The organism is Ruegeria sp. CDSA221 (genome assembly GCF_059611825.1).
Genome location: NZ_JBXWPK010000013.1, coordinates 1 through 12,475, shown reverse-complemented (window position 1 = coordinate 12,475; position 12,475 = coordinate 1). Strand labels below are relative to the sequence as shown.

The window sequence follows — 12,475 nt, the reverse complement described above, 5'->3', positions numbered from 1 at the left end:
TGCAGATCTGAGTAACCTTGGTTCACCTCTTAGAATGCGTTCCGTTGGTGCTCGCCTCAAGGTCTATGGGCTTCACCCATTCCCGGACAATTCGCACATACTGGCGGGTCGAGACGAGCGGGCGCACATGAATAGCCGTAATTAACATGCCCGTCGTTTGCTAATGTCACTAATACTCTTAAGGTGAATGGAGCCTTAGGAGGCCTTAATGAAATACCTAATTTTGATCTCGGTCTTGGCCGCTACTAGTACTGCGACCAGTGCCGAGGAGCAACGCATCGAGCTTAATAATTTCTATCCGCTTTCTCAGGAAAACTTTGACCTTGGTGATCATATTTTCCACATCGCCGACAACAAAGGAGGATTTGAAGTTATCGAAGGTCCTGTTGACGGCGGGCTTGCTCGATGCCTTGGATCGGGGTTCGGTTACCAAGATGGGACCAACTCAATCTCCGGAATATGCATTTTTGGTGAGGGCGAAGACACTTTCACGATGCGTTGGAAAGCAGGTGAAAAAGGCGCGGCAAACTCTTGGGAAATTATCGTCGGAACTGGGCGCTATGATGGGATGACTGGCGAGGGCATAGCCACGACGGACATTGTGTCGATGTACCAAGCACTACCTTTGAGGCGAACCCACATAGTAGGAACCGTGGAAATCCCTGAGTGAAATGTTGTCCCTGAGTTTATGAGGGGTAGGGCCGTTGGATTGATCGTGGGAAGCAGGGCATGGGAAAACGTTACTGTTGCTCCAATGTTCGGTAGGCGATGGCGTCAGACATCATACACATCACAGAGAGCAGCATTTCGCGGTTGCCGACGCAATATAAGCCGTCCCAACAAAGCGCTCTTACTTCGAGGCCTTGAGTTGTTCGTCCAGATCAGAGAACGATGCGGCCCAGAATTCTGCCAGGAACGCTGAAACCTCCTGTTCTGAGATTTCCGACCTATTGCCCTCGGCATCCGTCGCTTGACCCATTGTGTATCGCAAGTCGGTGCCGGTGTTCGTTTGCGTCAGCTGATATGTCTCGGGCAGGCTTACTCCAGTGCGCGCCGGATCCTGGATGCAGGTCGAGAAATAATCGAACGGTTCCCAATCAGTGATGCGATAGAAAAAGTCCGCTAATTCGTGAGAGCAATGATAACCCGTCCCGTTGCCGAGGCGTCCTTGCGGGCTGTCGACGGTGATTTTCTGTACGCGGTTCATCCATTTCAGCTTTAGTTCCGGCGCGACCAATGCCTCCCAAACCACCGCGATTGGCGCATCGAAGTGATGGAAATATGTCCAAACGCCGTCTTCTTCGGTCAGGAAATGACGCTCGCGGTTTGCACGCAAACGTTCCCACGATTTAGCCAAATCGTAGACCTTCATCGAAACCTCGCCAAAATGTTCGATGTCTTGTGAAAACGGTTCCACTATACCTTTGATATCCATGGCGTTTGCAGCGGCCTCGCTGAACAGCGCGTAACTGCGCACACCGGTGGCTTCTACAACGTTCGTCTTGGCCATTCGGTGGACCAGAATAACGTCGGTGCCGGAAAAGTCCGTTACCGGGCCAAGTTGCATTTCTTCGAACTGGCCATGGTGGGCGATAACCTTCAAATCCAGACCTCCGACATTGGCACACGCGTTGCAGGTACAGGTTGTGTTGGCAATCATGTCCTGCCGACGAAGAGCAAATGCGTTGTAGAGATTTTCGCAGATGGTCAGGAAGGTCTCGCCGGAGGGGAAATCCTGCCGCGTCGAATATGCCAGAACGGCATCGCCTTCGGTTTTCCAGAAATGGAGCGGATCACCCACCTGTTCGATCAGTACGCCCAGCAAGGATTGCAAAATCGGATTAGCGTGATCCATTTCCGAAGTGGTCAGAAACTGTGTGTATCCGGAAATGTCGGCAATCAACAGATATCCAGTTTGTGTTGACATGGCACGCTCCTCAAAAGAGTGTTTGGCGCGACTATTTTAGTTCACAAAGGGTTCAAAACCACTTTGGGTCCAAATGCGCCATAAACGGTCATCATGGTGTGTAGGCCGGAGCTCAGACGCAAAGTTGCCGGTGAGAGCCCGAAGTGGTTACCAAGTTCCGCAAAACAGCCCCTAAATGGCGCCGCCGCTATAGCGACGTCACTACGCCCATCCGAGTTGTTTTAGAGAGTGCCCATCATTCCAGATTTTGGTCATTCGGGCGATCTTATCACCTTCAAATTCCATAACGTAGGCATAGTTGGTTGCGATTTCTTTGCCGGTGGCAGGAACTGGTCCACCTTCACCGGTTTGTTTGCCGCTGAATACTGCTGTGGCCGTTACGATGTTGCGTTCGTGATCAGTCGAGAATGAGGTGATGTCGTAACTGCCATCTGGGATTGGGGTCAAAATTCCGGCGGTCCAAGCTGTATAACCTTCGATTGTCGAGATATCGGCCAATGCGTCGGCTTCACATGTAAAAGCGGCACTGTCCTGACAGTATGACTTGCAGACGTTCCAGCCTTTGCCTGTTTCGCATGCATCAAAGAAGGCCATGGCCGTTTCGGAAATACTCATCGTGTTTCTCCTATCCCTGTTTCACTAGCGTCCAGCACGTCGTTGCCTTCAATTCCGTCTGGATGGGGTAGTTTTAGAACATTTATTTTAAAAAATCAATTTTAAAATAAATAAGGGATGAAATTCACTCGCGAATTTCCCTCATGATAAAGTCGTAAAAATTTGGTATCACGTGCTTTTTTTCGTCGTGCCGCCCATACAAGACGGTCCCGTGAACGCAAAAAACCACAAAGCTTGCAAGCTGCGCCGTGTCCTTCTCCGCCCCGATGTCTCCATCCGCCTGGGCATTACGAAGAGCGGTTTCAACCAATGTCTCGACTTCTGCGCAGAACGCGCCCACTTGCTTTGCGGCCTCAGGACTTATCACATGCTTTTGTGCAAGGTGGTTCATCATCAGGCAGCCCTTGTATTCCGACTTGGCGGCCCCCAAAAAAACGTTTCGGAGAAACATTTCGACGCCTTCTAAGTTAGGGTTGTCGATCAAAATACGATAGCGCGGCCCGATAACATGATCGCGGTAATGATCCAAAGCTGCTGAGAACAATCCTTCCTTGTCTCCAAACTCCTTGTACATGCTGGCCGTGTTCAGCCCGGTTTCGCGGACAACGTCACTTATCGATGCAGCTTTGTAGCCGTTTTGCCAAAATACACCCATGGCTTTTTCAACTACAGCTTCGCGTGAATATGATCTTGGTCTACCCATCGGAGTATATTAAAATGATCATTTAAAAATCGCAACACATACCGTCTCAGCAAGATCAAGAAAAACCGTTACGCAGGGTAGAATCTTCGTGAACTGCCACGTTTTGCATGGTGCGCTCTTAAATTCCAACTCGCAGGCAAGTAGTTGATTTGTCATTGCTCCGTGCAGCGGGAATGCTCCCGCGTTTTCTAAAATTGACGTCAGGATTGACCGCCATTCTTATTGTTCAAACCAACCGCAGAAAACGCGTGGCTCAATTTTCGCATTCCAGCGCGGCCTTCAATGACCAGTTCGATGAAATTCGCTGAGAGGCAAAGTTCCGATGGTCGAACGAGCCTGCCTTGACCTAGACCATTTGCACGAGCAATGCTGCATGATTTACAGCCTGGTCGCGTATCCCCGAAAATGTGAATCTTGACGCGTTTAGGTTTCTCTGTAACGAGCGTCGGCTCACTCCCATTTCATCTGCCATGCATTGGACCGTTGCCCTACCGTCTCGTGCCAAATCGAGCTTTGGTTCGGGACTGAATGGACCACTCGTGGCGCGCAGATGTTCGCGTAATCTCCAACGTGGAAATTCGACCTATTTGAGCGCAAGGTAATTTAGGGCTGCATTTGGAGGAATACGTTTTGATGGAATCGAATTCTGACTCTGGGACTTCCCCAGAATACTCCAAAGCGGTGGAGAAATTTGATCTGGACGTCGCGAAGTCTGTCTTTTTCGGTAATTTCAGCGACGGGATCAATGCATGCGTAGAATGTTGTGATGTCCATTTGCAGGGCAATCCCCTGGCTTTGAACTGGATTGCATTGGACGGGCACTATGAGACCCGCGACTTTAGACAGTTGCGCGATGAAGCTGCACGCTTCGCCAACTTGCTGAAAGAACAAGGTATCCAACCCGGTGACATCGTGGCGGGTCTGTTTCCGCGCACCCCGGATCTTGTGACGGTTGTTCTTGGCGCCCTCCGAGCTGGCGCTGCCTATCAACCTTTGTTTACAGCTTTTGGGCCCAAGGCCATTCAGGACCGTTTGACCATGAGCGGCGCGAAGATGGTTGTGACTGACGCCGCGAACCGCAAAAAGCTCAACGAAGTGGAAGGTTGCCCGCCTGTCGCGATGATTGCTGACACGCGACAAGAGGTTGTTGGGGGAGACATTGATTTCCGCCGGGCAATGGCCTCGCAATCGCCTGAGTTCGTCCCGGTATTGCGGAACGGCGATGACCTGATGTTCATGATGGCGACATCTGGAACTACAGGTCCCGCAAAAGGAGTTCCCGTGCCCCTAAAAGCTCTGCCTGCCTTTAGATCTTACATGATCGAAGGGATCGGTCTGCGGCATGAGGATGTTTTCTGGAACATTGCCGATCCGGGCTGGGCCTATGGTCTATACTATGCGTTGATCGGCCCGCTACTATTGGGTCATGCAACCACTCTCGTCGAGGGGCCATTCACAGTGGACAGTACATATGACGTGATTTCGAGATTGAATGTGACTAACTTTGCAGGCGCGCCCACTGCGTTTCGACTAATCATCGCCGCCGGAACCGAGCGCGCGTCACAGCTGCGCGATCAGATCCGGTGCATCAGCAGCGCAGGCGAGCCGCTAAACCCCGAAGTCATCCGCTGGTTCGAAACCGAACTGAATGCGCCGATTAAAGATCACTATGGGCAGACCGAAACGGGTATGCTGGTGAATAACCATCACGGGCTTGAGCATCCGGTTCGTCCGGGATCGGCTGGCTATGTTATGCCGGGATACAGGGTCGAGGTTCTGGCCGAGGATGGCAGCATCGCCGATTTCAATGAGCCTAGTCAATTGGCCGTCAACATCGCGGATTCACCTCTCTTGTTCTTTAGCGGCTACCTGAATAAGGGCAACAAATCGATCGAGAACGGATACTATCTTACCGGGGACACGGTGGAGCGGGACGAACACGGATGTATCACTTTCGTAGGGCGGAACGACGACGTTATCACCTCTTCGGGGTATCGCATCGGACCGTTTGACGTTGAAAGCGCCCTGATCGAACACCCTTCTGTGACGGAGGCGGCAGTCGTAGGCGTGCCGGACAAGGAACGGACCGAAATAGTGAAAGCGGTGGTCGTACTGGCGGAAGGCACAGAAGGTAATGAGGAGTTAGCTGCAGAGCTGAAGGATTATGTAAAACAGCGCCTTTCTGCACACGCCTATCCTCGGCTTATCGAATTCGTTGAAGAACTGCCAAAGACACCCAGCGGCAAAATTCAAAGGTTCCTGCTTCGACCAGCGAGTGTCGGCGCCACTTGATCTAGCCTCTCGAGGGCAAGCTTCGTCGTTCATCTACATGGCAATTCTGCTGGGCAGCAACCGGCAGCTTCGTCCCGCGTTCTGTGAGTTCGCTTGTGTTGAGATATTGCTGTCGTAGCGAATGACCGCAAAGTGGGCTGCAACCGCAGCATCGTGACGGCATGTCGAGTGACCGGTAAGGGCCGACCGTGTAGGCGGCCCAGAGATGTTTGATTTCAATAGCTTCATCAATGGCCAAGTCACCCTCAAGTTCAACGCCAAGATACCTAACTGTACTGTTCATCTTTGTGTGCCCGAACAGAAGCTGAACGGCGCGAAAGTTGCCAGTCTTTTTGTAGATCTGAGTGACATTCGTTCGCCGCATCGAATGCGTGCCCTATGCACTGACTTCCAGTCCGATCGACGTGACCCAGTCCCGAACAATCCACGCATATTGACGTGGCGATATGTGAAGGCGCTCATGAGAACGGCCTAGCCAAAGATACTCTGATCCGACCATCAGTTCGTCTTCCATCCATTTCTCGACGGATGTGCGGGTGCCTTCAGATATCTCAAACCGAACTGACTTCTGCGTCTTGTTCTGTAGCACTGAGGCGCGTTCCTTGATCTGGCCTGACGCCATCACATCCACAACTTTCATCTTCACAAGGTCGCAGCCGCAAAGCTTGCTGTCGATTGCCATATTAAACAGAGCAAGATCACGATGGTCCTCTGCCAATTCAAGCCGCACCCAGATTGCTCAGACATGCTTAGGTTTCAGTGGCCGCTTCTGACCGACAATGCGGCCCTTGTTCCAGGCTGGCCGAAGTGCGCGAATGGCAGGTAAGTTTGGTATTTCCATGACTAATCCTCCGATCCGCCATGCCCTCCCAAAACGACAACCCGACGTTGACACAAACGTCATACCACAGGATGCCGCGCCGCCTCCGATGTCAGGAACCGAGTCCGACCTGCCCATTTGACAGAACGCAGTGAAAGTCAGTTTTTTATGGCTTGGCCATAAATGCGGCTCGGATCGCCTCCTTCATAGCGTCTTGAGGCCCTTGTTCTTTCGGCTTGCTGGATGCCATCACCAGCTTGGAGGCAGGTGTGTTTCCGAAGTCCAATGCGTCGTTCACCACCGATAGACCTGCGTGAAGCGACGAGCGACCAAGTAGACCTACTGCAATCCCAGCCTCAACCGCTGCGATCACGCCAGAGACGCTCTGGCTGGAATATACAAGGCGATATGGCTCTCCGCGGGCTTGCAATGAACTGACTGCCGCGTCGCGCCACCAGCACGCATGATCGAATAGGGCCACCGGAAGGCTTTCATCGATCTGAAAATTCCGGCGCGCCGACGACACCCAACAAGTTGGGTCTTCATAAAGAACTTCCTCTTGGCTGGACGGGTTTTCGACCTCATAGACCGCAAGGTCCAGCGAACCTTTGTCGAGGGCCTCGGGAAAACTTGTGCTCAGGGCGCAGGTGACATCCAGTTCGACTTTTGGGTGATGACGGGTGAAGGACGCAATGATCTCGGCGAGTTTGGTTCGCCCGTGATCGTCGGGTATCCCCAAACGTAGTTTCCCGCTTACAGTGTTCTGGGAAATCTCCCGTAGTGCCGCGTCGAGACGTGCCGTCACCTCCTGCGCGACTGGAAATAGCTTTCGTCCCGTGTCGCTCAGGACCACCCCGCGGCCATGTCGGTCAAAGACCGGCTGACCAAGAATCCCTTCAAGGCGCTTGATTTGAAGGCTTGTTGCGGACTGCGACCGGTGGATACGAGCGGCGCCTTCTGTGACGCTTCCGGCATCAGCCACGGCGACGAAGGTTCGCAAAAGATCGCTATCCAGGTTTTCCATTTGTTTTTCCAATATCGGAAATTGAAACTATGCGTTTCACAGATGCCTCGCGCCGCACTATTTTTCAAGGTCAGAGGAGTATCCCATGTCCGATCAGACAGCTGCCAACCGACCATCCAACCGGAAACCCTTAGTGTGGGGCCTGTTTCTGCTTCTGTTGGCAGGTGTAGGTTTTGCTTGGCCGGAACACGCCGCAAACGCAGCAAGGTTCGTCCTATGGGGTCTAATTGTCGTTGCCCCCATTGTCATTCCGGGCATCATACTAGCAGCTTGGATCATCGCCAGCGGCGCGGATACCCACATCGCTGGCGCGTTCGAGGGCAGGACGCTGAGAGCGGTTTTGGCTGCATCGCTCATCGGAGCCATCACGCCGGTCTGCGGTGTGACGGTGCTGCCCTTAATGGCCGGATTGCTGGCAGCGGGCGTGCCACTCGCTCCGATCATGGCATTCTGGCTGTCCTCCCCAATAACTGATCCGGCGATGCTCGCGACAACAGCCGCGACACTGGGTTTGAGCTTTGCGATCGGCAAAACACTCGCAGCTTTCGGATTAGGCGTATTCGGGGGCGTGATCACAGGGCTATTCGCCAAGACACCTTGGGCAATGAGCGCGCTTCGAGACAATGGTCTTGCGCGCCAATTGAGTGCCGCACGATGCGGCAGGGATCAACCCTTTGATCCATGGGTATGGCGGTCTGAGGCACGAAGGCATTCTTTCAGCAGACAGTTCTGGGCGACCACGCGGCTGATCCTGATCTGCCTGATCCCGGCATTTGCCGCCGAGTATGCCTTAAACGCCGCACTGACGCCGGGCGTACTGGCAGCATATGTTGGCGAAGACAAATGGTGGGCCATACCCGCCGCTGTCTTTGTCGGTGCCCCGGCCTATATCGACGGTTACGCTGCGCTCCCGCTGACACGCGGGTTGATCGACAACGGCATGTCCGAAGGCGCGGCGATGGCTTTCCTTGTCTCGGGCGGTGTTGTCAGCATCTGGGGTGCGATGGCCATTGCACCGGTGCTCAAAATGCAACCGTTCATGCTCTATCTGTTGCTTGCAGTTCTGGGGTCGCTCGGGGCGGGGTATGTCTTTGGGTGGATTGTCTGAGATTCAGCGTTAACGGGAAGCAGATGTTCAGCAACAGGCAGCTTTGTCCGCACTGTGTGAATTGATCGTTCCAGCCTCGCTGCGCGCTGCACCAATGGCCGGTTTCATCGCCGCGTCACAGCGCCAGATTTCGAGCGCATGCAGCGTTTCTTCCGTTGCGAGCCTGCGCCGCGAAAAATCACAATGACCGGGTTGGGCAGTTCGTATCCATATCGATAATGGGAGCCATTATCGTTATTGGTTTGCACTCGCAAACTTATCATTCACCTGCACGCAGTGCTGTAATAAGCGGTCGGCTACGGCAACTTTTGAGGTATCGAGGTGGCGCACATGTTTCGCAAGGGCCAATTCACGCCCGGACTCTGTCCATTCAAACAATTCGCAGAGCTGACCGTCTAGCTCCGATCTGATCGTTAAGACAGCTGGTCGGGCTCAAATCTTTGCAACAAAACCGGCAATGTCCAGGTCGGTGAGTGACTTCGGGCTGCAATCTGTTTTAGTAGCAAATCCCGAGCCTGCCGTCTCGTGAATGGGCTCTAGGTTTCAGCCGACATATCGGCTTCCACCCAGAACACCCCAGCATGATCTCCCTGACGGAGTAGCCCCTGAAGCGTCTCTTGTGAGCCGGCGCAGGGGTTTGGGTCATGGTCGGTCCATACCGTGGTGATCTTCCCACTATACCGGGTGGCCTTTCAGTATTGCAGCGCAGCAGTTACCGGAACTACATCGCAGCCGGACCTAATTCTCCCGCATTCCAGAATTGGTAGCATTCAGCTGGGCCAAGATTGCCACGTGGGCAAGCGATATCATAAATAATTTCCGCAAAACCCTCGATGATAACCCCAAACCCTGCCGCGACAATGATCACGGAACCAATGAGGTATCGACCATCTTCTTCAACTTGACCAAGCATTTGGTTTTCTTGATTTGGCCCCCAATTCAGGTGAATACCGTCTTCGATCGCGTATCCACCAGTATCAGTTCCGATCACATCAACATCGGACAAATCCAAGCTCCAATTCGGGTCTATTGCGGGATATTGCAGAGTGGCGGGCAGGTTATTTTGACCCAGATGACGCTCTGAAGGCAAATCGAAGCTAAAGCCGGACGAATTGGTGGTTTGGTAGGTATTGGCCATCCCATCAGTGTGGTTGACTGTTTGCGAAACTGATGAGTGAACTTTGTGCGCAAACCCGCGTTGGCCATGGTCGCGCAACGGACCAGCCGTGGACGTTCCGGCACTCAGGACAATGGCGAATGCGGTGACGGATGTAATAAGTGTCTTTTTCATTTCTTGGTCCCTCTAGGTTGAGCCTGTCTGATACGCTGTAGGTGGACCCAACTTGGAAGTTTGCGGATTCTATTTATTGCGCTGACAGGTCAAGGTTTTGAGAAAAGGCTTCAAGTTGACGCCTATCCCCGCCAGGCATGAACTTGCCTTCGCCTTGCGTAAAATCGGCAAGATGGAACGGACGCTGTTTGTCATCCACTGGTTGCTCGATGCCGATATGCAGCGCCGTGCACAGATTAGGCTGAACAAGGGCGAGGCGCATCACGCCCCGAAGAACGCCTTGAGAATTGGTCTACAGGGTGAAATCCGCGACCGTACTGCCAAGGACTAGCACTATCGGATGGCAGGCCTTGTCCTCTTGGCCGCTATCATCATCCACTGGAACACCAAGCATCTGAGAAGAGCGGTCACCGCTTATGATACAATCCTGCCCCTTACCGGAATCCATCCCAAACACGCTGCTAACAGGCGCTAGCTTGATGACTTTTCTCAAAACCTTGACTTGTCAGCGCAATAAATCTGAACCGCGGTTTGCCAGATTGAGTGCACACACAGCGTTTCAGATACGCTCGGCTGAAAAGGAACCAAACGATGAAAAAAGTACTGATTGCCTCCACCACAGTGTTCGCGATTGTTGCAAGCGCCGGAATGTCCATGGCTGGTCCGGTGCGTGATCAAGCCCAGCGTGGGTTTGAGAAGAATGTCCACACATCCGTTTCACAAGCAAACAACCACGCTGGGAAGAAAGCCAACAACCATCAAACCACTCAGATGATTGGCGGCGGTTCTGGTTTGACGTCAAAGCACGATCTGGGTCAAAAGAACCAGTCCTTAACTCAGGAGAATAGCACATATGGCGCCGGAGGGGGCTCGCAGCTTTCCAATGCTCCCCTTATCGGCGGCATTACCGTTTATTTCCTTGAAGTGCCTGAATTCGACTTTGATGCAAGAAGGCTTAAAAACGTTTTTGACATTGATGCTGGTACAGTGATCAAACGCAGGAGACGCTGAGGCTAAGATGCTGAAAGAGACCAAGCTGTGAACAGCGAGGCGAGATTTACCGGTGATCAACTCCAGCTGGTTCGCTCCTTTTGCTGGCTGGACGTTGTGATGCAACGGAGCTTCCAAGACCCGCTAAATTCCTAGATCACAAACCGATCATGTGCTTTGCCATTACGCGCACCCAGTGACCATTCGTTTAAACTAGACCAACTACGGAATGAGTGCGCTTGTCGGCTTTAACCTGATCAATCCGGCGCGGTTGTCGCTAAGCCAGTGTTTACCTGACAGAGAATGCCCCACTGCCAAACACGCCGCAAACAGGCGTTCGTTTGATGTATTTTCTCAAAACCTTGATGTGCCAGCGCAATCAATCTGAGGCGCAGATCGCCAATTTGATTGCACACACAGCGTGCCAAACACGCTTAGCTGAAAGGCGCGAAAAGATGAAAAAGGCAATGTTCACATCCGCAACAGTATTCGTGCTTGTCGTAAGTGCCGGAATGTCTATGGCCGGTCCTTCGCGTGGCAACCTAAGCGGGTTTAAACAGGGTGTTCGCTCATCAGATTCGCAAGCACACAACCGCACTGAGACGCAAAGCAACGGTTCCAAAGCCTTCACCGCCAGCCAGGTGCTGATTGATTTGACCACAACCGCCGGACCATTGTTCTGGTTTGAGTCCCAAAGTGAACGCGACAGCTATGATGTCGGTGAAGGCGAGTTGACGACGAACAACGGCACTCTGCGATATGGCGCGAATTTGCCTTTGGGTGAGATCGCGGGCGGACAGCTGTTTGGCGGGCTGGAATTTGGCATCGGCAGCCTGTCATCGAACGTCGGCACCAGCCTGGCCAGTGCCAATATCTCGACCGAAGCCTACGATGCAACCCTGAGCGCGCTTTGGGTTGCGGACAGTCTGCTTTATGTCGACGGGCAGCTTCGCTATGGGTATTTCGACAGCCAGATACGTCCGAATGGCAGGGGCGCAGTGGATGCCGATGGCAGTGGGTATGAGGTATCTGTTGAAGTTGGCAAGCCCTTCACGCTGCTGAACGAATGGACGCTCACCCCGCAAGTGCAGATCATGTACAGCGATATCGACATGAACGATGTCCCAGATGGCGTCGGGGGTGGTCGGATCGGATCCCTGGTGGATGGTGACACATTGACGGCTCGGGTCGGACTGCGCGCTGAACGTGCCATTGCAAACAATTCGATGCTGTATGGTCAAATCGACGTTTATCATACGTTCGACAACGCAACCTCGTTGGTGTTTGGGCAAAGTACAGTGTTCACCGAGCGCGGTCAGGACACAGCGGCCCTGACCTTTGGCGGTAATTTCTCCCTGTCAGATCGCTCTTGGTTCTATGGTGAGATCACTACTGAAACTGGATTGGGAAGCAGCTCGGACGACTACGCCTTCAGCTGGAGCATCGGCGTAGAGGTGCAGTTTTGAAGAGTAACGGGGTTCAGACGCTAGCTCGATGTTTTTTCTCAAAATCTTGATGTGTCATCGCAATAAATCTGACCGACAGATCGCCAATTTGAATGCGCACACAGCGTTTCAAACACGCTCAACCGAAAGGGACCAAGAAATGAAAAAGGCACTGATTTCCTCCGTCACCGCGTTCGCCATTGTTCTGAGTGCTGGAATGTCCATGGCGCACCCGTTGGATGGCTACGACCACCAAACTT

10 protein-coding genes and 2 pseudogenes are annotated in these 12,475 nt (G+C 52.9%); 6 read left to right on the top strand and 6 right to left on the bottom strand.

Annotated features, from left to right (window positions below; all coding sequences use genetic code 11):
- Positions 1–208 precede the first annotated feature (208 nt).
- Positions 209–670 carry a hypothetical protein gene (locus tag AC2FJ5_RS16850; RefSeq protein WP_496708972.1) on the top strand — a complete coding sequence of 154 codons (462 nt, stop codon included), beginning with the start codon at positions 209–211 and terminating at the stop codon, positions 668–670.
- A 180-nt stretch (positions 671–850) separates the two neighbouring features.
- Here the strand turns inward: AC2FJ5_RS16850 and AC2FJ5_RS16845 are convergent, their stop codons facing one another.
- The 3 genes from AC2FJ5_RS16845 to AC2FJ5_RS16835 all read right to left on the bottom strand — a co-directional run bounded on the left by AC2FJ5_RS16845 (position 851) and on the right by AC2FJ5_RS16835 (position 3,245).
- Positions 851–1,927: a DUF2652 domain-containing protein gene (locus AC2FJ5_RS16845; protein WP_496794098.1), complete on the bottom strand. Its 1,077-nt coding sequence runs from the start codon at positions 1,925–1,927 to the stop codon at positions 851–853.
- A gap of 201 nt (positions 1,928–2,128) precedes the next feature.
- Complete coding sequence (locus AC2FJ5_RS16840; RefSeq protein WP_496794097.1) at positions 2,129–2,542, bottom strand: ester cyclase; 414 nt, start codon at positions 2,540–2,542, stop codon at positions 2,129–2,131.
- Between the two features lie 124 nt (positions 2,543–2,666).
- Positions 2,667–3,245 (bottom strand): TetR/AcrR family transcriptional regulator, encoded by a 579-nt coding sequence (locus AC2FJ5_RS16835; protein ID WP_496794096.1) that lies wholly within the window; start codon positions 3,243–3,245, stop codon positions 2,667–2,669.
- Between the two features lie 633 nt (positions 3,246–3,878).
- Between AC2FJ5_RS16835 and AC2FJ5_RS16830 the strand changes: the two genes are divergently transcribed.
- The gene (locus tag AC2FJ5_RS16830) at positions 3,879–5,537 is read left to right on the top strand and encodes an AMP-binding protein (RefSeq protein WP_496794094.1); all 1,659 of its coding nucleotides are present in this window, start codon (positions 3,879–3,881) and stop codon (positions 5,535–5,537) included.
- A 211-nt stretch (positions 5,538–5,748) separates the two neighbouring features.
- Here the strand turns inward: AC2FJ5_RS16830 and AC2FJ5_RS16825 are convergent.
- Both AC2FJ5_RS16825 and AC2FJ5_RS16820 read right to left on the bottom strand, forming a co-directional pair.
- Positions 5,749–6,219, bottom strand: a pseudogene (locus AC2FJ5_RS16825) (tyrosine-type recombinase/integrase); the annotation flags it as partial.
- A 304-nt stretch (positions 6,220–6,523) separates the two neighbouring features.
- Positions 6,524–7,381, bottom strand: coding sequence for a LysR substrate-binding domain-containing protein (locus AC2FJ5_RS16820; RefSeq protein ID WP_496789083.1), 858 nt, complete (start codon positions 7,379–7,381; stop codon positions 6,524–6,526).
- Between the two features lie 85 nt (positions 7,382–7,466).
- Between AC2FJ5_RS16820 and AC2FJ5_RS16815 the strand changes: the two genes are divergently transcribed.
- On the top strand, positions 7,467–8,489 hold the full coding sequence (locus AC2FJ5_RS16815) for a permease (protein WP_496703411.1): 1,023 nt from the start codon (positions 7,467–7,469) through the stop codon (positions 8,487–8,489).
- Between the two features lie 721 nt (positions 8,490–9,210).
- Here the strand turns inward: AC2FJ5_RS16815 and AC2FJ5_RS16810 are convergent.
- Positions 9,211–9,780 (bottom strand): hypothetical protein, encoded by a 570-nt coding sequence (locus tag AC2FJ5_RS16810; RefSeq protein ID WP_496704071.1) that lies wholly within the window; start codon positions 9,778–9,780, stop codon positions 9,211–9,213.
- Between the two features lie 112 nt (positions 9,781–9,892).
- Between AC2FJ5_RS16810 and AC2FJ5_RS16805 the strand changes: the two are divergent.
- From AC2FJ5_RS16805 to AC2FJ5_RS16795, 3 genes and pseudogenes are all read left to right on the top strand, one after another.
- Positions 9,893–10,192 (top strand): annotated as a pseudogene (locus AC2FJ5_RS16805) (Tn3 family transposase); the annotation flags it as partial.
- 179 nt (positions 10,193–10,371) lie between these two features.
- Positions 10,372–10,791: a hypothetical protein gene (locus tag AC2FJ5_RS16800; RefSeq protein WP_496703407.1), complete on the top strand. Its 420-nt coding sequence runs from the start codon at positions 10,372–10,374 to the stop codon at positions 10,789–10,791.
- Positions 10,792–11,225: 434 nt separating this feature from the next.
- The gene (locus AC2FJ5_RS16795) at positions 11,226–12,236 is read left to right on the top strand and encodes an autotransporter outer membrane beta-barrel domain-containing protein (RefSeq protein WP_496794092.1); all 1,011 of its coding nucleotides are present in this window, start codon (positions 11,226–11,228) and stop codon (positions 12,234–12,236) included.
- Positions 12,237–12,475 lie beyond the last annotated feature (239 nt).